This is a genomic window from Richelia sinica FACHB-800 (assembly GCF_014698825.1).
Lineage (GTDB): Bacteria > Cyanobacteriota > Cyanobacteriia > Cyanobacteriales > Nostocaceae > FACHB-800.
Genome location: NZ_JACJTT010000008.1, coordinates 122,915 through 143,918 on the forward strand (window position 1 = coordinate 122,915; position 21,004 = coordinate 143,918).

15 protein-coding genes are annotated in these 21,004 nt (G+C 39.6%); 6 read left to right on the forward strand and 9 right to left on the reverse strand.

Going from position 1 to position 21,004, the window contains the following annotated elements; all coding sequences use genetic code 11:
* Nucleotides 1-585: 585 nt before the first annotated feature.
* Both H6G73_RS09000 and gshA read right to left on the reverse strand, forming a co-directional pair.
* Nucleotides 586-1,050, reverse strand: coding sequence for a tRNA (cytidine(34)-2'-O)-methyltransferase (locus H6G73_RS09000; protein WP_190603461.1), 465 nt, complete (start codon nt 1,048-1,050; stop codon nt 586-588).
* A 455-nt stretch (nt 1,051-1,505) separates the two neighbouring features.
* Nucleotides 1,506-2,645, reverse strand: coding sequence for a glutamate--cysteine ligase (gene gshA / locus H6G73_RS09005; protein ID WP_190603464.1), 1,140 nt, complete (start codon nt 2,643-2,645; stop codon nt 1,506-1,508).
* A 205-nt stretch (nt 2,646-2,850) separates the two neighbouring features.
* On the opposite strand from gshA, the gene H6G73_RS09010 reads away from it, so the two are divergent.
* Together H6G73_RS09010 and H6G73_RS09015 are read left to right on the forward strand one after the other, a co-directional pair.
* Nucleotides 2,851-3,714: an alpha/beta fold hydrolase gene (locus tag H6G73_RS09010; RefSeq protein ID WP_190603466.1), complete on the forward strand. Its 864-nt coding sequence runs from the start codon at nt 2,851-2,853 to the stop codon at nt 3,712-3,714.
* Nucleotides 3,715-4,014: 300 nt separating this feature from the next.
* Nucleotides 4,015-4,470: a pentapeptide repeat-containing protein gene (locus H6G73_RS09015; protein WP_190603468.1), complete on the forward strand. Its 456-nt coding sequence runs from the start codon at nt 4,015-4,017 to the stop codon at nt 4,468-4,470.
* A 126-nt stretch (nt 4,471-4,596) separates the two neighbouring features.
* Here the strand turns inward: H6G73_RS09015 and metK are convergent, their stop codons facing one another.
* Both metK and H6G73_RS09025 read right to left on the reverse strand, forming a co-directional pair.
* On the reverse strand, nt 4,597-5,871 hold the full coding sequence (gene metK / locus H6G73_RS09020) for a methionine adenosyltransferase (protein ID WP_190603470.1): 1,275 nt from the start codon (nt 5,869-5,871) through the stop codon (nt 4,597-4,599).
* A gap of 208 nt (nt 5,872-6,079) precedes the next feature.
* Nucleotides 6,080-7,084 (reverse strand): phosphoribulokinase, encoded by a 1,005-nt coding sequence (locus H6G73_RS09025; protein ID WP_190603473.1) that lies wholly within the window; start codon nt 7,082-7,084, stop codon nt 6,080-6,082.
* A gap of 1,206 nt (nt 7,085-8,290) precedes the next feature.
* On the opposite strand from H6G73_RS09025, the gene petH reads away from it, so the two are divergent.
* Both petH and H6G73_RS09035 read left to right on the forward strand, forming a co-directional pair.
* Complete coding sequence (gene petH / locus H6G73_RS09030) at nt 8,291-9,625, forward strand: ferredoxin--NADP reductase (protein ID WP_190603475.1); 1,335 nt, start codon at nt 8,291-8,293, stop codon at nt 9,623-9,625.
* Nucleotides 9,626-9,766: 141 nt separating this feature from the next.
* Complete coding sequence (locus H6G73_RS09035) at nt 9,767-11,065, forward strand: homoserine dehydrogenase (protein WP_190603477.1); 1,299 nt, start codon at nt 9,767-9,769, stop codon at nt 11,063-11,065.
* 95 nt (nt 11,066-11,160) lie between these two features.
* On the opposite strand, the gene H6G73_RS09040 is transcribed toward H6G73_RS09035, so the two are convergent.
* Complete coding sequence (locus H6G73_RS09040) at nt 11,161-11,598, reverse strand: CAAD domain-containing protein (protein WP_190603480.1); 438 nt, start codon at nt 11,596-11,598, stop codon at nt 11,161-11,163.
* Nucleotides 11,599-12,352: 754 nt separating this feature from the next.
* On the opposite strand from H6G73_RS09040, the gene H6G73_RS09045 reads away from it, so the two are divergent.
* Nucleotides 12,353-14,077, forward strand: coding sequence for a sensor histidine kinase (locus tag H6G73_RS09045; protein WP_190603481.1), 1,725 nt, complete (start codon nt 12,353-12,355; stop codon nt 14,075-14,077).
* 132 nt (nt 14,078-14,209) lie between these two features.
* Here H6G73_RS09045 and H6G73_RS09050 read toward each other — a convergent pair whose 3' ends face one another.
* The 3 genes from H6G73_RS09050 to H6G73_RS09060 all read right to left on the reverse strand — a co-directional run bounded on the left by H6G73_RS09050 (nt 14,210) and on the right by H6G73_RS09060 (nt 16,249).
* Nucleotides 14,210-15,157, reverse strand: coding sequence for a glycosyltransferase family 2 protein (locus H6G73_RS09050; protein WP_190603483.1), 948 nt, complete (start codon nt 15,155-15,157; stop codon nt 14,210-14,212).
* An 89-nt stretch (nt 15,158-15,246) separates the two neighbouring features.
* Nucleotides 15,247-15,909: a TVP38/TMEM64 family protein gene (locus H6G73_RS09055; protein WP_190603485.1), complete on the reverse strand. Its 663-nt coding sequence runs from the start codon at nt 15,907-15,909 to the stop codon at nt 15,247-15,249.
* 112 nt (nt 15,910-16,021) lie between these two features.
* Nucleotides 16,022-16,249 (reverse strand): hypothetical protein, encoded by a 228-nt coding sequence (locus H6G73_RS09060; protein WP_190603487.1) that lies wholly within the window; start codon nt 16,247-16,249, stop codon nt 16,022-16,024.
* 36 nt (nt 16,250-16,285) lie between these two features.
* Here H6G73_RS09060 and H6G73_RS09065 point away from each other — a divergent pair, with 36 nt between their 5' ends.
* Entirely contained in the window at nt 16,286-19,045 is a 2,760-nt protein-coding gene (locus tag H6G73_RS09065) for a M16 family metallopeptidase (RefSeq protein WP_190603489.1), read from the forward strand.
* Nucleotides 19,046-19,267: 222 nt separating this feature from the next.
* On the opposite strand, the gene H6G73_RS09070 is transcribed toward H6G73_RS09065, so the two are convergent.
* Nucleotides 19,268-20,977 carry a sensor histidine kinase gene (locus H6G73_RS09070; protein ID WP_190603491.1) on the reverse strand — a complete coding sequence of 570 codons (1,710 nt, stop codon included), beginning with the start codon at nt 20,975-20,977 and terminating at the stop codon, nt 19,268-19,270.
* Nucleotides 20,978-21,004 lie beyond the last annotated feature (27 nt).

The following is a 21,004-nucleotide window of genomic DNA, read 5'->3' on the forward strand; positions in this document are numbered from 1 at the left end:
GTCACTCTTCACAACCCAGGATTTCCGCTTTTCACAGTTAGTTGTGCCTTGCTTGGTGTGATGTCAGGGATGTAGACAAATATCTTAGCTTTGCTAACTCCACTGTCACTGTTAAAGTTTGAGCAATTAAGGCTTCTGAAAAAGCGATGTTCCTGCTGTAGACCTTTTCAAGATTTTTTTACCCAATCCGTCTTATCAATTCGAGAATTTACGTCGATTCCCTTCTAAAAGGCAACCGTGTAAAGTCTCGGCAATTTTTGCATTCATCAAGTGTGATTGAGAATACAAAAGTCTGTAAATTATTTCTATGTAAGCTTTCTGGTGTTTTTATGCCTCTCAGAGGAACTCTGAGAATTCATCAAAATCTATCATTGAAAACCAGTCCTATCTCGAAGTTAATATACAAATTTCTTATATACATGCCAATCTGGTCAACAGTATTTTGCCCGAAAATCTAGTTTTTTTTAGATTTTCTGTAGCTAAAAATACAGTTTTATCTCTATAGATGAGTTATGTCCGTGATAAAAAATACTTAATTCAGGGTTGACCATGGGAAGTTTGTCTAGGTATTTTAACTGCCCAAAGCTAGGAATATAAATAGCCTAGCTGCCGTCGAGATTCAAATAATCCAATAGAAACACTTACTGATAGATTTAAGCTACGGACTCCAGGCTCGGCCATGGGAATGTATAAAGTAGCATCACAGGCTGCTAGCACCTCCGTAGGTAAGCCAGTGGTTTCACTACCAAATAGTAACCAGTCATTGGCTTGATACTCAAACTGGACATAGTTGGCACTGCCACCTACACTAAACCCTAATAATCTACCTCCACGCTGCTGGTGAATGGTTTGAAACTGGATAAAAGATTCATAATAATGAAGCTTAACATAAGGCCAATAGTCCAATCCTGCTCTTTTGAGGTAGCGATCGCTAATTTCAAATCCTAAGGGCCCAACTAAATGTAATTCTGTCCCTGTAGCAGCGCAAGTTCTGGCAATATTACCTGTATTTGGTGGAATTTGGGGGTTAACTAAAACTACCTGGGGCATGGTTACGAACAATGAATTTTTGTATAAAATTATGCTTTTATAGCCAAAAACCTATCTAATGATAGAGGCTATATATAGTTTTTTTTAATATTACAACAGTATTAAGTATTGATTAGATTTTTAAAACCCAGGTAATTTTGGAGCTAAATCATGCTTAAAAGTAATTTAGGGTGTTAAAACAAGATATTTCAAGTGCAGGAGTTCTCCCTTTAACAACAGACTCATCCCCAAGATTACACACCCGAACCCAGTTGGCAGGATACCCTTGCCGATTTCATCATCTTTCTTGTTGCTGATTAGCTTTTTCTGGGTGTAACTTGGCTTCAGTGATACTCCTGAACTTGAAATTTTGAGACTATTTGAAAATTAAATCAGGTATTGATCATGGCAGCAGCTAGCAATTACCTTGTGCTAATCGCGGAAAATTGATGATCCGCACGAGGAAATAAATTCATTTAAGCTGTTACCGAAGAACATAATTTACTTTCTAGTTCTTTTTCCCTCTCTTGGGTCGAGATGATTGCTTGTTGAATTACTCGCTGGGCATCAAAACCTACTTTATGAAGTTGTAGCCACTGTTGAGCTTCGTTGCCTTCCCGTAAAATCTTGTTTAAAGGTGATAGGAAACAACTAAAGCCTTGTTGTTTAGCGATCGCCCAAACTTCCTGATATAGTTCACCTATCCAATCTCTCGCTAAAATCGAGCTACCATCTTGCCAATGCTGTAATTTCGCATCCAGGCTAGCCGTAGCTGCGGCTATTTCGTTTCTTGCAGTTACAGCAATCAGTTCTGCTGGAGAAAATCTACTCTGAGTCAGAGGGTCAATGCTAGGGTTGTCAATGATTTGTAATAACCGCGCTTCTAGTAAAGCCGTAATCGCTAATAGAGAAATAGGATCTGTGACTAAATCGCAAATTCGCAACTCCAACCGATTCAAATCATAGGGACGACCATTGCCATTAGGACGGACAGACACCCACAAATGGCGAACATTTTGCATGGTTCCTAAGGCCAGTTGTTTTTCCACCCATTGAATATGGTCAGCGTGGCTAGCAAATAAGGGGACATGGCTGGGTGTTTGGGGAAATAGACCCCAACGGGTCGAATGATAGCCTGTGGCTTTACCATCTAAAAACGGAGAGGAGGCACTCAAAGCCAGGAATAGGGGTGCTTCTAAACGGATGATGCGACAAGCACGCATTAACAATTCTGGGTCACTGATGCCAATATTAATATGTACGCTGGCAGTAACTACCTTTGTGCCGTAGGTATTCTCAATATAGTCATGGTAGCGGTTGGTGGGGTCAGAACGATAGAAGCGATCGCTTCCTGCTAAAGATAGGGTACTACCAGGAATGAGAGTGTAGTTATTTAATTGTTGTAAATAATTCCGTAACTGCCGCCGAGGACGCAATAAACCACATAACAACGTGTCATAATTGGCAGATGGGTCAGTAGTATATTCTACATTGCGGCTATCTGGCTCCCGAACAAACCCATCCAAATCATGGACAATTTTGTCGGAGAGACCGACGACTTCACCTTGAGGTGTGCCAGTGTACATCTCAATCTCAAAGCCTTTTAATAAGACCACTTTATTCTCCTCGGCTCTCCTAATTTAAATAAATTGTATCGAAATAGACGATTTAATGCACCTTTGTCATAAATTTACATCAGCAGCGCCTCAAAATGTCCGCCTTTAATCCGTCTGAGGGAGAATAGCCTATCTATCTATAGATGTTTTGAGGTCGAATTTTCTGCATAATTCCAGCCTAATCACTGCTCAAAATCCTCTATTTATGACATTTATCGTTAACTCTTGGACACACGCCTATATCAACACCAATGGTGTGAAACTGCATTACGTCACCCAAGGTGAAGGCCCGTTAATGCTCATGCTGCACGGTTTTCCTGAATTCTGGTATTCTTGGCGGCATCAAATCCCCGAATTTGCTCCTAATTTCAAAGTAGTGGCCCTTGATTTACGGGGCTATAACGATAGTGACAAGCCTCAATCCCAAGCTGCCTATGTGATGGATGAATTTGTCAAAGATGTAAAAGGCGTAATTGAGGGCTTAGGATACGATTCTTGTATTTTAGTAGGACATGATTGGGGTGGAGCGATCGCTTGGAATTTCGCCTACACCTATCCAGAGATGGTAGAAAAATTAATCGTTCTCAACCTTCCCCATCCTGCCAAATTTGCCCAAGGCTTAACCACTCCCCAACAACTACTCCGCAGTTACTACATTTTCCTATTCCAAATTCCTTTCCTCCCAGAAATCATCCTCCAAGCTGATGACTATGAAGCTATTGCTCAAATCATCCCCCGTACAGCGACTCAAAAAACGGCTTTCACTGCGGCTGATATAGAAGCATATAAAGACGCTGCGGCTAAACGTGGTGCAATCACTGCCATGTTGAACTATTACCGTAACATCTTCCAGCAAATCCCCCTCAACAAAAATTGGAGTGTGCTGGAAGTTCCCACCTTGATGATTTGGGGAGAACAGGATACAGCACTAGGAAAGGAACTCACCTACGGAACTGAGCAATATGTACGCAACTTAGAAATTAAATATGTTCCCAATTCTGGCCATTGGGTACAGCAAGAACAACCGGAATTAGTGAGCAACTATATCCACAATTTTCTCAAAACTTAAAGTATTATCAAGAATTAATTTATTGACTGGTTTTTCCCGGTTATCATTAACATAAAATCATGACTTTTCTAACTAGACAGTTTATAATCTGGCACAATAATTAACTAGCGAAAATCAGCTATTTTCTAGCAAATCAGCCGCATCTATAACCAATTGCTAAAGGGTTTTGTCAGCATCACAAAACTATTTAGAAAAATACACATATAACTTGTGAGATAGATCAATATTGTTTAGGAATTTAGTGAGATAATAGGGTTGTGAGGTAAAGAACGGACGTTATTTTATTACTAAGGGGGACATATGAAACTCCAGCTATTAGCCGCTATAGCCTTAGCAACTCCCCTATTCTTCGCTAATTCAGTTCAAGCAGGGAATAACAAGGACTTACAACAGCTATTAAACACCAGGGAATGTATCAACTGTAATTTGTCAGGAGTTAATCTCAGTGGCGCTCATTTGATTGGTGCTGACCTACGGGGAGCAAATCTCCAAGGTGCTAACTTGACCAATGCCAATCTTGAAGGTGCTGACCTAACTGGGGCTAACTTAAAGGGTGCTAATTTAACTTCAGCTTTTGTTACAAATGTTAATTTGAAACGAGCCAATCTCAACGGTGCTAACTTGACTCGTGCGACTATCAATGATTCCAACGTGTATCAAGCATCAATGAATGATTTGACAATTACTGATGCAGAAATTTTTAACACAGGAATAGGTATTGGTGGCGACAGTGCGGAAATTCCTGATTGGAAATAGATTTAAGGGCGTAGGTATTTAAGAACAGCCTACATGACAATTAGATTCATCTGAAAAGAAACCTCTGCAAGATCGTTATTATTGATCAATCAAGCAGAGGTATTATTTTGTCTAAATAATATACCCTTAAGTTAAGGCTGGAGCGATCGCTTCTGCCAGTGCTTTTTGCACAGCTTCCTTCAACACATCCACCTTATCAGTACGTTCCCAAGGTAAATCTAAATCGTTCCGTCCCAAGTGACCATAGGCCGCGATGTCCTGATAAAAACGTCCGCCTCTTTCACTGGGTAAGTTACGTAAATTGAAAGTATGGATAATACCTGCTGGACGCAACTCAAAATTTTCTTTGATTAGTTCCAACAAAATTTCATCATCAACCTTGCCCGTTCCAAAAGTATCCAATAGAATACTCACAGGTCTAGCCACACCAATGGCATAGCTTAACTGCACTTCACACTTATCCGCTAACCCAGCAGCAACAATATTTTTCGCCACATAGCGAGCAGCATAAGCAGCAGAACGGTCTACCTTGGTGGGGTCTTTACCAGAAAAAGCGCCACCACCGTGACGAGAATAACCACCGTAGGTATCAACAATAATCTTCCGGCCAGTTAAACCAGAGTCACCTTGAGGCCCACCAATGACAAACTTACCTGTGGGGTTAACCAAAAATCGTGTATCTTGGCTGGGTTTAACATCAATATCACTAAACACAGGTTGTACTACCGCAGACCAAAGGTCTTCTTTGATTTTGGCTTGCACAGCTGCATCATCAGTAATATCGCCAATGGTTGGTGTATGCTGAGTAGAAATTAAGATCGTATCAATTCCCACCGGCTTACCATCTTCATACACCACTGTGACTTGGGTCTTACCATCAGGGCGTAAATAAGCTAAATCACCAGTTTTTCGCACAGCTGCTAGACGACGAGCAATTCTGTGTGCCAAACTAATAGGCAACGGCATAAACTCTGGGGTTTCATTGCAAGCAAAACCAAACATGATACCTTGGTCGCCAGCCCCAATCTTATCAAATTGCTCATCACTATCTTGAGAGCGGGTTTCTTGAGCAGTATTTACACCTTGGGCAATATCCGAAGATTGTTCATCCAACGCCACTAACACACTGGCACTATTGGCAGAGAAACCGTTGACTGCATCAGTGTAACCGATTTCTGCAATCTTCTTCCGGGCCAAATTGACATAATTCACATTGGCTTTTGTGGTAATTTCTCCAGTAATTAGCACCAAACCAGTATTAACCACAACTTCAGCCGCCACACGACTACTAGGGTCTTGTGTTAGCAGTGCATCAAGAATAGTATCAGAAATTTGATCGCAGATTTTATCTGGATGGCCTTCTGTAACAGACTCGGAGGTAAATAAATAACGACGAGACAAAGGAAGTTCCTCCTGCATTAATTTTGAACACTGACTAAAATTAGTTATTTAGTTCAGCTACTCTCTGAAATCATAACAATAGTGACACATTCATTTATAAGTGTCTCCTATGTTGATAATTTTGGGAATATAACAGTATGACCTGTAAAAAAAAGCGGGCGTTACCCGTAAGTAACCCCCTTCCTTTTGACACGAATAAGGTTGTTTTTTAAACCTTAACTGCCATTTTTGCTTCCTGTGCTGTCAACCGTTCATAGGTTGCACGCATTTTTAAGCCAGTGAGAACTTGGAACAAACCTGTACCGTTATTAGAACCTGGATATTCACGGTGTTGCAGCAACAGGTGAGTCATCTCACCCTGATATTTAGTGGATGTATTGCTCAGATGAGTTTCGACGTAAATTACCTCTTCCAAGTTGTCGAATTGACCATCTACTTCTAAAACAGAAACGTAACGACCATAGTACACATCGGAACCATAGTACAGTTGCATACCTGGGTAAGAACAAGTTAACTTGCGTCCACAGGGAGTCCACTGGATGGTTGAACCTTCATCAAACAGATATACAGGGTCAAATCCTTCCTTACCTTCCCGTTGCAGCATCCGTACCCGCAGAACTTTCCGTTCTGTGTCATCTTTAATTAAGTTGGTGGGTAATACTTGCAGAACTACATCGGCAAATTCCCGTTGAGGTTCAATGAACTTGTCAAAATCGGGTTTGCGAGAATTAATTTGGGCTAATACATCTTCATAACGATGGCCTCTCTCAGCCATATCCCGTTGAATCTTCCAGGCAATTTTGACTTCATCACTAATGTCAAAATAAACGCTGAAATCAAGTAACGCTCTTACCCGCTCATCATATAAAGGATGTAAACCCTCAACTACTATAATGTGGTTTGGCTCGATCCGTTCTGGAGGATCGATCATACCGGTTTCGTGGTTGTAAATCGGCTTGTCAATTGCTTGACCTTCTTTGAGAGCTTTAATTTGCTCATACATGAGGTCAAAATTGTTCGCTCTGGGGTCGAGTGCGGTTATACCTGTTTCTTTTCTTTGTTTACGGTCTAGGCAATGATAGTCATCTAAACAGATAACTGTCATTAATTCCTCGCCAAATAGATCGATCAACCGACGCAAAAACGTAGATTTACCGCACCCGGAGTCTCCGGCTACTCCAATCAGTACCACGCGTTCCGGCTTACTTGTCATAAATCTCCTCTAAATACTAAAAGATTTGTCAATCAATAATTTTTCTCACAGCAGATTCTGAAGCCAGGAGTTTACCCCTATGGTAAGGTCCTGCGTTCTTGCTACCCAGCAATTAAACAAAATCTGTGACGGGTAACAAAGAGCTTTGGCCTTGGTTACTCGTTGGTTCAGTGTCTGTTAATTCCTGGTAAGTATTTAATCCTAGTGGTATAGTGGATTTTAACAGAAGGCGGGATTGTCTCACAAGATTAGCTGTCAGAAACAAATGCTATTGGGTTACCAATTATCTTGATGATCTTATTGATGGTATCTAATGACCAAATGGCATCAGCCTCAGGTTCAGTCATGACCAAAATGGATATTGGTGATTTTATATCCTAAGGCAAGTTATATAATTTCAACAGCCATCAATTTATATTTGGTGTGCAACAGTTTTGACTATTATAGATAATACCTAGAAGCAAGCCACTTGCACAAGTACGACAATTCAGTGGTGTTTTCTGCATGTTGATTATGTCACTACAACCCTAATTGGGATTAACTTACTGTCAATGGATGGTGGTTGTATGTGTGACATAATCTGATACAATTCTCAAAGAATGTCTAGCAACTAGTCTTGGGGCAACCGTGGAACTCGGAACAGTAGCAGGCTTAGATGAAATTATTCATCAGCCAAACTCTGTAAATACCGTGCCAGTAAGAACTAGTATTTTCCATGCTGTAATCAATATAAGCCAGCACAAATCCTCTAGGACAAGTGTTTCAATTTAATGAGCATCATGGCAATTACTGTCAGTGGTGTTTGACTGAAGGACGAGTATAGGGGAAATGTGGTTGTAGCAATCAAGTTAACAACCAATTGCTCCCGTATCCTTCGACCCCATGAGTGTCAATCGCTCAAATTTCTTGTTGTAGACAGCTATACTCCTTTCGATGGAGTATGTATTTCAAGAGAAAAAAAGATTAAATTGATCCACTATTAACATTCTGGCAAAGACTTATCCTCTACCGTAGAAGGTGAACAGGTGTGTTTTTTGCAGTGCCTTCACGTCTGTGACGAGTGGACTAAGCAAGGCATCAAGTTGATGGTGCTGTGTTCCCGGAGGGTCAGTTTTAGACAACGGTAATCCGCTAAACTAAAGCTGAAAAAGGATGGGAATTAGTTTTTTGATAAACGGTTAAGTAAATATCGGAGTGGTAGATCGAATGTACAATCAAGGTGCTGTTGAGGGTGCTGCCAACACAGAATCAGGTAGCCGCGTCTTCGTTTACGAAGTGGTGGGTCTGCGTCAGAACGAAGAAACTGATCAAACGAACTACCCTATTCGTAAAAGTGGCAGTGTGTTCATCAGAGTGCCTTACAACCGCATGAATCAAGAGATGCGACGCATCACTCGTCTAGGCGGCACAATTGTTAGTATCAAACCAGTTTCAGCCTTAGAACCTGTCAATGGAAAAGCTGTGGTAGTTAGTGCTAGCAGTGAAGTAAGCGAGTTAGCAAAACCCCAGGCAGATGCTAGCAGTGAGGAAAATGGTAAAGCCACACCTGTGAGTTCTAGTGAAGCTAAAGGCTTCGCTAAAACAGCTGAAGAACAGCCTAAGAAAAAGGATAAAAAAGGCAACACCATGACTCAAGCGAAAGCCAAACATGCTGATGTTCCTGTGAACACCTACCGTCCTAATGCTCCTTTTATTGGTAAGTGTATCTCTAATGAAACGTTGGTAAAAGATGGGGGGATTGGTATTGTTCAGCACCTGAAATTTGACCTCAGTGGTGGTAATTTAAAATATGTAGAAGGTCAAAGTATTGGTATTATTCCTCCTGGTGTTGACAAAAACGGTAAGCCAGAAAAACTTAGACTGTACTCTATTGCTTCAACCCGTCACGGTGATGACGTAGATGATAAAACTGTTTCATTATGTGTCCGTCAACTAGAATATAAGCACCCAGAAACTGGTGAAACAGTTTATGGTGTTTGCTCTACTTATCTTACTCAATTGAAACCTGGTGATGATGTAAAAATTACTGGGCCTGTAGGTAAGGAGATGTTGTTACCTGAAGATACTGATACCAATGTGATTATGTTGGCGACAGGTACAGGTATTGCTCCTATGCGTGCTTATTTATGGCGGATGTTTAAGGATGCAGAAAGAGCCGCTAATCCAGAATACCAATTTAAAGGATTTGCTTGGTTGCTGTTTGGTGTACCAACAACTCCCAACATTTTGTATAAGGAAGAATTGGAAGAAATTCAACAAAAGTATCCCAATAACTTCCGCCTCACCTATGCTATCAGCCGCGAGCAAAAGAATGCTCAAGGTGGCAGAATGTATATTCAAGACCGTGTAGCAGAACATGCTGACGCACTGTGGCAATTAATTAAGAATGAAAAGACCCACACTTACATCTGCGGTCTGCGTGGTATGGAAGGTGGTATTGATGAGGCTTTAAGTGCAGCGGCTGCTAAGGAAGGCGTGACTTGGAGTGATTATCAGAAGGAACTGAAGAAAGCTGGCCGTTGGCACGTTGAAACTTACTAATAGTCACTGGTTTTCAGTTTTTGGGCTGGGACAAATTTTACTTGACAAAAGATAATTAGTTCCAAGTTTGTAGGTGGGGTATTGCCTCACCTACAATTGTGTTTATATGAATATTTATAAACAGTGTTGGGTGCAACATTTATGGGTGTAAAGCTAGGAATTTTGGGATTAGGTACGGTGGGGACGGGGACAGTCAAACTGTTGCAAGATAAGAATGGCCGTCACCCCTTATTACAGGATATAGAAATTTATCGGGTAGGTGTGCGATCGCTTGATAAACCCCGTGATGTGCAATTACCGGAGGGAGTAATTACTACAGATTTAGAAGGGATTGTCAATGATCCAGAAATAGATATAGTTGTAGAACTAATGGGGGGTCTAGAACCTGCCAGAACACTCATTTTGAAGGCAATTGCCAATGGCAAACATATAGTCACTGCCAACAAAGCCGCTATTTCTCGCTTTGGGGCAGAAATCTTTACTGCGGCTAACCAAGCTGGTGTATACGTAATGCTGGAAGCTTCTGTGGGGGGTGGTATTCCAGTAATTCAACCCTTGAAGCAGTCTTTAAGTGTTAACCAAATTAGTGCAGTTACAGGTATTGTCAATGGTACTACCAACTATATCTTGACAAGGATGCAAACCGAAGGGAGTGACTTTGCTGATGTGTTAGCAGATGCTCAAAAATTGGGTTATGCAGAAGCTGACCCGACAGCAGATGTGGATGGTTGGGACGCTGGAGATAAAATTGCGATTTTGGCTTCTTTAGGATTTGGTGGCAGAATTAATCGAGAACAGGTCTATTGTGAAGGTATCCGCCAAGTTAGTAAGACCGATATCGCCTATGCTAGCAAATTGGGGTTTGTAATTAAATTATTAGCGATCGCCCAAAATGTGAAAAATGGTCATAGGGATAATTCTCTACTGTCCGTCAGAGTTCATCCCACCCTTGTCCCCCAAACCCATCCCCTAGCCAGCATTAACGGCGTGTATAATGCCATTTTGGTAGAAGGGGAACCCATCGGACAAGTAATGTTTTTCGGACCTGGTGCAGGTGAAGGTGCAACAGCTAGTGCAGTGTCTGCCGATATTCTCAACTTAGTGGCTAACCTCAAAACCAATCATGCTCACCTCAACCCCACATTAGCCTGTCGTCATCAACACTACTCAGAAATTGCCCCCATTTCCGAATTAGTTACTCGTTTTTACACCCGGTTTCTCACAGAAGACCATCCTGGAGTCATTGGTCAATTGGGTACCTGCTTTGGTAAACATGGTGTCAGCTTAGAGTCAGTTGTCCAAACTGGATTTCATGGTCAACTAGCGGAAATTGTTGTAGTCACTCATGATGTGCGGGAAGGAGACTTTCGACAAGCTTTAGCAGAAATTGCCGCCATGCCAGCTATTAACAGCATCCCTAGCATATTCAGGGTATTATAAAAATAATCAACCCCCTTGCGGGGGCCTTCAAAATTCAAAAGCAAGCTTATGGTTTGAATTTTATCTTGTTTAGATACCTGAAAGACCGCCAGATATTAAGATTCTGAACCGTCTTGACCAACCACTTGAGATTTGAGGGTTGTAATTTCACTAGTTAACTCTTGTCTGGTTGAAGCTTTGAGCAAATAGCGATAAACAAACCAGGCAGAGTAACCAATACCAATGAGTTCAAAGGTAGGTGCTACTAAAGGAATATCGTTGAGAGCATCGAGCACAGCTAGTAGCACTTTTACAGTAACAATACCACCCAATACTAAGCCCAAAGTCACCAAAGGTTGCTTATACTGATTAAAAAAGCCACCTATATAGTCAGGTAATGTGCTTAAAAAATTAGAAATCTGTTGACCGTACTTCAACCATTCCTCCTGAGATTGCGCTGGTGGTTGGAGTTTAGTTATATTTCCCACTTGGGTATTGATTTCTGGGATTGTTGTGTCTTTTGATTTGGTTTCTGTGTATTCCGGTTCTTGCATTTTCACTTCCAATATTTTGACAGTTGAGTTTTTCTAATCCTGACAATTCCAACCATGAGGCTGTTGACCGAGCAATCTACTCTAGCAACAGCACCATTGAGTTTCGGGTACAAAAGGGTTTTAGTGACCTAATAACCATAATTGCCCCTCATCCCTACTGCATCAACTACAGGGTAGAAAGTAAGTAGGAAGATAGAAGTCAGAAGGCGGCAGGATGTATTATGGTCACCTTTCTGAGTTCTGTTTGATAAAGGAACTGGAACCTTCAAGTTTTGATGATCTGTTGTTGCGTCAGTGGTGTATCATCACTACCGACAAAGTACAAATCATGCAAAAACCAGTTTATTTCCCATTCGCACAAGTTTAAACGCCAATTTTATCTGATATTAAAGCTATCTTCTACTGGGTTCGTCAATTAACTGATTTGGATTGATAGTAATACTTAACAAAAATTTTTGTCTGTTCATATAGACTAGACTTTTCAGTAATTTTGTGATAAACAGCCTGAAAATGCTATCTACTCACCGAAAAGATTAATTGTTGTTTACTCAAAACTAAGTAAATTTTTATAACTGTGCGTAGTAATTTTTCGTACTTCCGTCTAATCTCTATAGGTATAACATGCTAAAAACTGTATTTAATCCGATACAGCCATGGTAAAATTTTCGTCCTAGTGACAAGATCCTCTTGGTAACGCGGTAAAGCTTAGGGATAAGAGCTAGGGCAAGATTAAATTTTGAGAGCAAATCAGATATTGTGCACTCACGAATCAAACCTTGTTGATAACATTTCAAACAGCAAAACAGTGTCAACTGAAGGAACGAATACAGATGACTTCCCGACTATAGAATTTCCCTCCCGTGGGAAACTAAAAGCTAGTTCATGGCGTATCCATCAAAAGATTGGCTATGGCTATTTCTTAGCTATTGGCATAGGTTTTTTTGGTTCCGTGGTGGGACTATTACTAGCTAACTCCTATCGAGGTCAAGAAATTAGGGAATTTAACCAAGCCAATGAGCAGGGACAACTGTTAACTAATTATCAAGGTGCAGTCATAGCAGCACAGTTACATAGCTCTAATTTAGTAGCTGTGTTGACAGATCAACAAAAACTCAATCATAAGAAAAATGAGTTTATCAAGGCTGTTAATAATGCCAAATCTTTGGAGAAGCAAATTACAGTATTTATAGATAGTAAGCCCAGTCAACTAGCAGCTACTAGTGCAACTTTACAAAATTTATTAGAGGGTTATAGCAGCAATTTACAAGTCTATGTAGAGCAAATAGATGGGGTATTGAGACAACTTAACTCAAAAAATATCCAACCCCAGCAAGTCAATTTGACACGAGAGCAGTTATTGAAAATCATGTGTGGTGAAACAGCCATGCAACTAGAGCAGTTATCAGTCAAATTGACGAATATTTTGCAAATGGCTCAAGTACAAGAACAGGAAAGACAAAGAGATGTAGAACAAGCTAAGGTGATAGAAAGATTGATTGTAATGGTGAGTATGGTATTTTCTGTAGCAATCGCTGCTATTATAGCTTGGCGCACCAGTCGAGCGATCGCAGAACCAGTTATTACTGTCACCCAAATTGCAGAACAAGTAGCGCGAAAATCGAATTTTGACTTGCGCGCACCTATCACTACAGAAGATGAAATTGGCTTACTCGCTAAATCTCTCAATCACTTAATAGAAAGAGTATCAGAACGCAATAAACAATTACAACAAGCAAAAGAACTAGCAGAAGCAGCCAGCAAAGCCAAAAGCCAATTTCTTGCTAATGTCAGCCATGAGTTGCGTACACCCTTAAATGCCGTAATTGGTTTAAGTCAATTATTACAGGATGATGCAACAGATTTAGATTTATCAGCAGATTTTATTACTGATTTGGAAACCATTAACTCCGCTGGTAGACATTTATTGGAGCTAATTAACGATATCTTAGACCTATCAAAAATAGAAGCTGGGAAAATGACACTTTACCCAGAAACCTTTGAAATTACCAATTTAATTAACAACGTTGTTCTCACTGTTAAACCAGCAATTGAAAAAAATGGCAATATTTTAATTGTTGATTGTGATCAACAATTAGGGACTATATACGCTGATCAAACAAGAATGCGACAGGTATTATTAAACTTACTCAGCAACGCAGCTAAATTTACCACCAATGGTCAAGTTACTTTGACTGTTAAATGTGACAAGATATCCAACTATGAAAATGCACCTCTAGGCTTTATTTATTTTACAGTTAATGATACTGGTATCGGCATTTCTTCCATCCAGCAGCAACATTTATTTCAACCTTTCATACAGGGAGATACAACAACTACCAAGAAGTATGGAGGGACTGGATTAGGTTTAGCCATTAGTCATCATTTTTGTCAAATGATGGGTGGTGAAATTATTGTTAATAGTAAACCAGGAGAAGGTTCTACATTCATGGTACGTTTACCATTGACTGTACAGCAATAACTATATAATTTTCAGATTGAGTATTATTGCATTTTTTTTGCTAAAAGTGCAGTTATAACCATAGTTATGGCTTTATCAATAAATACATTTGCATAATTGTTTGATGTGAAATTGAAATTACTGCATAGATAGTTAATATTTTTTGTCTTGAAAACCAGCTACTTCTGATAAAGTATAAAGTGGTCTTTGTTTTACTTCTTCATAAATCCGCCCAATATACTCTCCTAAAATACCAATACTCACTAATTGAACGGCGGATAAAAAGAAGATTGCCATGAGGACAATAGTGATTCCCGTGAGTGGAGAATGGGGAACAAAAATCCGCCAATACAAAACCAATAGAGACATTAATAAAGAAGCCACTGCTGCTAACAATCCTAAATAGGTGGAGAGTCGCAATGGTACTTTTGAGAAGGAAACTAGACCGTTAATTGCCAAAGCAAAGGATTTGCGAAATGTATATTTAACATCACCAGCAAAACGTGGGTCACGTTCAAATTTGATAGCGGTTTGATTAAAACCAATCCAGGAACGTAATCCCCGAATGTAACGATTGCGTTCTGGCATGGAGTTGAGGACATCAACAACTTTGCGGTCTAATAAACAAAAATCTCCAGTATCAGTGGGAATATCCACATCTGCTAAATTTTTCAAAATGCGATAAAAGGTATAGGCTGTCAATCGTTTAAACCAACCTTCTTTACGGCGTTTTGTACGTTGAGCATAAATAATTTCATATCCCTGTTGCCACAGTTCTACCATGTCTGGTATTAATTCTGGTGGGTCTTGTAAATCTGCATCGAGAATTACAACGACTTTTCCCCGTACAAAATTTAAACCTGCGGTGACGGCGATTTGATGACCAAAATTGCGGGCTAGACTTAAATAAACTACACGGGAGTCTTTTTGGTGTAATTCACGCATGATTTGCAAAGAGCGATCGCGACTGCCATCATTGACTAAACATAACTCCACTGGCCCATCCATTTGATCCATAACCATGGAAATACGCCGATACATTTCATACATGGTTTCTTCTTCGTTGTAGATGGGGACAATAAAAGAATACTTAGGTAGCATATACAGGGTTTGATGTGTGAAATTTTTGGTTGATAGATGAAGATGGAGTTTATTTAAAAATCAAAAATTATTAATTTAGTTTATTGGTTCTAACTTTTTTTCCGAAACGGAAAAGTCCGATGACGACGATACCAAGTAGAACCACCAACCAACATCCCAATTAATGCCAGTGCGACCAGTAAAGGTAAAACTTCACCGGTACGAATGGCTTTTAAGCCGGAACTGCCCAACATGACAAAGGGTAGGATTCCCGGTACTGTACCTAAAGCTGTACCAAGGAGGTAGTCTTTGAAAGTGATAGATGTCAAACCAGCAGCAAAATTGACTAGGCCGTAGGGGAGAATAGGCATAAGACGAATAGCAAACATGTAAAAGATTGCTCCTTGCTGCACTTCTGCATCTATAGCCTGCCAACGACCTGCCAATTTGCGGGCTACTATTTCCCGTCCAATGGTGCGTGCGAAAATAAAAGAAGCGATCGCGGCAATAATTGCTGCCACACTTGTCCAACAAGTCCCCAACCAAGGGCCAAAAATCGCTCCTCCCGTTAAATTCAGTGCTGTGGAAGGGAGAACTAAAATTGTCGCCACCACATACACCAAAATATATGTAATGGGTGCCCAATTACCAGCTGCTTTCAACCAGGACTTAATCATTGCTGGATCAAGTCCTCCTAAAAAATATCCGGTTATTGCCGTAGCAATTAAACAAACAAAAAATAATAAAGCAAAACTGGTTTTAGCATTTCGCATTCATTCAAACTCCTATTGAGCTAACCTACTTGCGATCAATATTTATTCACCTGCTCCTATAGTAAGAGGAAGACAAAATAGTTTCTTTCATTCATAACGGGTGCTAGTAATGCTATTCGAGAAAATTCTGGCAAATTTCACTTGTGCCGTTAATTAAGATTTCCATGACTACACTAGAAGAATGAAAAAAACTTGCTGAGTTGCTGATAGCGATTTCTAGGGAGATGAGGATAAAACCCAGATCCCAAAAAACTTTCCAGCTTCCTGTTCCCTGGTATGTCTGTAACCATTGGATAACACCCAAAAGAGAGATTTTGCAACCAGTTCCAGTTCCCACCATCACTAGTGGGTCATTGTTGTTTCCATCCCATCGCTTATGAAGCTACGTTTATATATGCTGATAGGCTTGTGTCTTAGCCTCTTGCTCAATTTTGTGCCAGTTAATTGGATTACTGCTGCGACACCAGTAGCTACATCTGATGCAATTTCCTTCACCCAAGGGGTAGAAAAAACTGTCTTAGCAAATGGCCTCACGGTACTAACCAAGGAAGTGCATACTGCACCTGTTGTGAGTGTTCAAGTGTGGTATAAAGTTGGGTCTCGCAATGAAGGGAAAGGCGAAAATGGTATTTCTCATCAATTAGAACATTTGATGTTCAAAGGAACTAACGACCGTCCAGTGCAATTTGGACGCTTGTTTAGTGCTTTGGGTAGCCAGTTTAATGCTTTTACTAGTTTTGATGAAACGGCTTATTTTGGGACGGTGCAACGAGATAAATTAAAAGCACTGCTGACTTTAGAAGCAGACCGGATGGAAAATGCTTTAATTAACTCAGAACAACTAAATAGTGAAAAACGGGTGGTAATTTCTGAACTGCAAGGGTATGAAAATTCACCTGGTTATCGCTTAGATCGGGCAGTGAGAAAAGCTGCTTTTCCTCATCGTGCCTATGGTTTAACTGTAGGTGGAACCAAGTCAGATGTAGAGCAATTTTCCTTAGAACAGGTGCGGAATTATTACCAGAATTACTATAGCCCAGATAATGCAACTTTAGTGGTCACTGGTGATTTTGCGACAAAACCCACACTGAAGTTTATTCAGGAAACCTTTGGCAAGTTGTCTCAACGGGGTCAAGTGAATAAAATTAAGTCACCAGTGACTAGTGTGCAAGAGACAACACCCCAGTCTGAACCAATTGTACTCAAAGAACCTGGTAGTGCGGCATTGCTACAAGCTGTTTATCCTTTACCTAATGTTCTCCATCCAGATGTTCCAGCGATTGATGTGATGGATGCAATCTTAACTGGTGGACGTAGTTCTCGACTTTATCAAGCTTTGGTAGAAAGCGGTTTAGCTAGTTCTGTCAGTGGTGGTGCTACAGAATTGATTGAACCAGGATGGTATGAAATTAATGCTACTGCTGCACCTGGTCAAGAATTAAAGCAGATTTCTCAAGTTTTGGAAGAATCTTTAGACCAATTACAAACAAAACTGGTGACAAATGAGGAGTTAGAACGGGCAAAAACCCAATTAAAGGCGAGTTTTGTCTTGAATAATCAAGATATTACTAGTCAAGCGAATTTATTGGCATACAACCAAACGATCGCCGGAGACTATCACTATATTGAAAGATATTTAGGGGCGATCGCTCAAGTAACTCCCTCAGATATACAGCGAGTGGCTAAAACCTATCTCGATACCAAAAAACGTACCCTTGGCTTTTTTGAACCAACTTTAGCTGATGGTCAACCAGGTACTTCTGGTGGTTCTGGTCGTACTGCGGAAAATTTTAACCCTGGCCAACCTGTAGACCCCGCAGAATTAGCCAAATATCTGCCACCTGCAACATCTTCTCTCAGTACCAGCACAGCTTCTTTACCCCAGCAGTTGACTTTAGCTAACGGCTTAAAGGTGCTGCTGTTACCTGACCATAATGTTCCTACAGTGAATCTGAGTGGACAAATCAACGCTGGTAGTTTATTTGATAGTAATCAAAAAGCTGGTTTAGCTAATTTGACCGCAGCGAATTTAATGAATGGAACCAAAACAAAAGATGCACTTTCTTTAGCGCAAAGTTTAGAAAACCAAGGTGCAAGTTTAGGCTTTAGTGCAAATCGAGAAGGAGTGAGTATTGGAGGTCAGGGATTATCCACCAACCTATCATTACTCATTCAAACACTGGCAGATGTGGTAAAAAATGCCTCTTTTCCTGCCGACCAGTTAGAATTAAGTCGTCAACGGGCTTTAACTAGTTTGAAAGTACAACTAGATGACCCCAGAACCTTGGGAAGAAGGGTATTTCAACAAGCAATTTACCCAGAAAATCATCCTTTCCATAGTTTTCCCACCATTGAAAGTTTACAAAGCATTAAGCGTGAGGATGTAGTTAACTTTTATCAAACCCACTATCGACCAGATGGAATGACATTAACTTTGGTGGGAGATTTCGACTCAACACAGGTGAAATCTTTGCTGAATCAAGCTTTTGGTCAATGGCAAGTTGCTGGTAAAGCACCTATGGTCAATTTACCTGCGGTAACATTACCGACCAATTCCACGCAGTTAAATGCGGTAATTCCAGGTAAGGCAGAAGCTGTCACTTATTTGGGATACAATGCTATTTCTCGCAAAGACCCCCGTTTTTATGCGGCCCTGGTGTTGAACCAAATTTTAGGTGGTGACACTTTATCTAGTCGTTTAGGGACAGAAGTACGCGATCGCTTGGGTTTGACCTATGGTATATATAGTGGCTTTGCCGCAGGTATGAATCCTGGCCCCTTCTTGATTCAAATGCAGACAGCCCCCCAAGATGCCCAAAAAGCGATCGCTAGCACCATAGCTTTACTGAAACAATTGCGTCAGCAAGGAATTACAGAGGCAGAATTAAACACAGCCAAACGTTCGATTGCGAATAGTTACCCTGTAGATTTAGCTAACCCTAGTGAAGTTGCTAGCATCATTTTGAATAACGCCATTTTGGGATTATCACCTACAGAAATTCGTGATTTTCCTCAACGCATTCAAGCTGTGACGATGAAGGAAATTCAACAGGTAATTGCTGATTTCATCCAGCCAGATAAATTAGTGATTGTCACTGCTGGACCCGGAGATAAAACTATAGCAGGTGACAGTTAACAGGTGATATCAATTTAAAAAAAGAATGTGACAGATTTGTAGGTTGGGTTGAACAAAGTGAAACCCAACGTTTACAAGGTTTTAGAGTGTTGGGTTATGCCTTTGCTACGCAACGCTACCGCGAACGGCACACTGCGTGTTCACGCAGTGTCCCGCAGGGATACGTACCTCAACCCAACCTACATCTGTAACAATCATTTTTTAAATTGGTATAAGTCCTATTCATAGATGAATTGGTAGAGTAATATTTAACTCAGTCCCGAAATTAACTTTTGATGATAATTCGATTTTACCTTTGTGTTTTTCCACAATTTGGTAACTAATACTTAATCCTAAACCAGTACCTTGTCCAATAGGTTTAGTAGTAAAAAAATGATCGAAAACCTTGTCTTGAATTTCTAAAGGTATACCAGGTCCATTATCTCTAATACATATTCTAATGTAATTTTCATCTACCCTAGAAGTAGCAATTATAATTTGTTTCTGGACTTGTTCACGATAGTCTAAGAGCGCATCAACAGCATTGCTTAACAAATTAATGAAAACTTGGTTAATTTGGGCAGGATAACACTCGATTAATGGCAAATTTTCATAGTTTTTAATTACTTCTATTCCTTGATTGAGTCTATGATTTAAAATCAATAGGGTGCTTTCAATGCCTTGGTGAATATCTACTTGTTTAACTTCTGCCTCATCTAAACGAGAGAAATTTCTTAATGATAAAACAATTTCCCGAATGCGTTGAGCACCACTTTTCAAAGAAGTCAGAAGTTTAAGTAAATCTTCTTTAATAAACTCTAAGCCAATTTCTTCAATTTTTTCTTTAATTGATAAATTTGGTTCTGGATAGTTTTCTTCGTATACTTTTAGTAAATCTAATAAATCACAAATATATTCACTTGCACAGTCCATATTACTATAAATAAAAGTAACAGGATTATTAATTTCGTGGGCTATACCACCAACCATCCTACCTAAGGAAGACATTTTTTCTGTCTGAATCAGTTGCGTTTGAGCTTCTTTAAGTTCTGTTAAAGCTTGTTTTAATTCTAGAGTATAATTTTCTACCCAATCTACTAATTGATTGATTGAAGTTGCTAATTTACCAACTTCATCTTCACTATTAATATTAGCTCTTATTTGAAAATTTGATTCTTGTGTAATTTTTTGGGCAATATTAGTAACTACTTGTAAAGGACGAACAATTAAATTACCTGTATATAATGCCAGAAAAGCCGCAATAATAGTAGAGGAAATAATACTTGCAAGGACAATTATCAACCGGAGATTTTGAGCATGAGTAAAACCAAGCTGTGCTTGTTTTTGTTGCAATTCTGCATTACCGATAATTTTAATTAGCTCATCTGATAATTTTTCAAATTCAATATTTAAGTTAGAAATTTTATCCTGATTAATAAAGAATAGAAGTTGTTGTCTTTGTAATTCTGGTTGATATAATTTAAATTTTGATGCTGCTATCTGTTGCCAATAATTTTGGATTAATTGATTATAAATTTCTGTAGTTTTACGATAATTGTTTAATAGTTTTTCAAAATCTTGATAGTCTACTGCTAAATCATGGGGGTGATTTTGAGTAAAATTATTTAATGCTGATAAGTTACTTCTGAATTGATGAATCTCATCCAAAAATTTATTCTGTTCAAATTCCAACCAAACAGAATCTTGTAAAACAGATACTAGTCTTTGAGGATGAAGTCTGATTCTAGTTACTTTGTTTTCCAAATCTTTAAGGAGAGATTGCTGTTGATAGGCTAAATTTAATTGTTTGTATGCTGATTTTTCATAAAACTTACCAATAAACAAGCCGCTTGTTGTACCTAAAAAAGAAACACTAATAGCTACAGTATAATTATAAAGTATTTTCTTGGCAATACCCCATTTATTATTAAAGTAATTTAGTTGAAATAACATATTTTTAATGAATACACTCTGTGGTTA

Excerpts from the sequence above, each read along its gene's own strand:
- H6G73_RS09050 (WP_190603483.1), bottom strand. The coding sequence starts at position 15,157 with ATGCTACCTAAGTATTCTTTTATTGTCCCCATCTACAACGAAGAAGAA.
- H6G73_RS09000 (WP_190603461.1), bottom strand. The coding sequence starts at position 1,050 with ATGCCCCAGGTAGTTTTAGTTAACCCCCAAATTCCACCAAATACAGGT.
- H6G73_RS09055 (WP_190603485.1), bottom strand. The coding sequence starts at position 15,909 with ATGCGAAATGCTAAAACCAGTTTTGCTTTATTATTTTTTGTTTGTTTA.
- H6G73_RS09065 (WP_190603489.1), top strand. The coding sequence starts at position 16,286 with ATGAAGCTACGTTTATATATGCTGATAGGCTTGTGTCTTAGCCTCTTG.
- H6G73_RS09035 (WP_190603477.1), top strand. The coding sequence starts at position 9,767 with ATGGGTGTAAAGCTAGGAATTTTGGGATTAGGTACGGTGGGGACGGGG.
- H6G73_RS09060 (WP_190603487.1), bottom strand. The coding sequence starts at position 16,249 with ATGGTGGGAACTGGAACTGGTTGCAAAATCTCTCTTTTGGGTGTTATC.
- H6G73_RS09015 (WP_190603468.1), top strand. The coding sequence starts at position 4,015 with ATGAAACTCCAGCTATTAGCCGCTATAGCCTTAGCAACTCCCCTATTC.
- H6G73_RS09070 (WP_190603491.1), bottom strand. The coding sequence starts at position 20,977 with ATGTTATTTCAACTAAATTACTTTAATAATAAATGGGGTATTGCCAAG.
- H6G73_RS09025 (WP_190603473.1), bottom strand. The coding sequence starts at position 7,084 with ATGACAAGTAAGCCGGAACGCGTGGTACTGATTGGAGTAGCCGGAGAC.
- H6G73_RS09010 (WP_190603466.1), top strand. The coding sequence starts at position 2,851 with ATGACATTTATCGTTAACTCTTGGACACACGCCTATATCAACACCAAT.
- H6G73_RS09040 (WP_190603480.1), bottom strand. The coding sequence starts at position 11,598 with ATGCAAGAACCGGAATACACAGAAACCAAATCAAAAGACACAACAATC.
- petH (WP_190603475.1), top strand. The coding sequence starts at position 8,291 with ATGTACAATCAAGGTGCTGTTGAGGGTGCTGCCAACACAGAATCAGGT.